Genomic DNA, 263 nt, shown 5'->3' on the forward strand with positions numbered 1-263 from the left:
TTTTTATAAGCGGCCCCTATTATTAAGATGCTGCATTTGTCTTTGCCCGACAGTTTCAAAGCATAGTCAGAGACAGAAATCGGCATGTTGGAATTGATTTCGTCCGCCAGATCAATTAATTTTGTCTGCAGCCCTTTTTCATTCGCGATCCATTTGAAGTAAAAAGGGTCAATCGGGATACAATGGCCTCCGACTCCGGGGCCCGGGATAAATTTTTGAAAGCCGAACGGCTTCGTGTCTGCCGCGCAGATGACTTCCCATAT

Annotated in this window: 1 pseudogene; it reads right to left on the reverse strand. The window is 45.6% G+C overall.

Annotated features, from left to right (window positions below):
• Window positions 1-263 (reverse strand): annotated as a pseudogene (locus SCA31_RS23940) (UDP-N-acetyl-D-glucosamine dehydrogenase); the annotation flags it as partial.

It is taken from the genome of Chryseobacterium sp. SIMBA_028 (assembly GCF_046535285.1).
Lineage (GTDB): Bacteria > Bacteroidota > Bacteroidia > Flavobacteriales > Weeksellaceae > Chryseobacterium.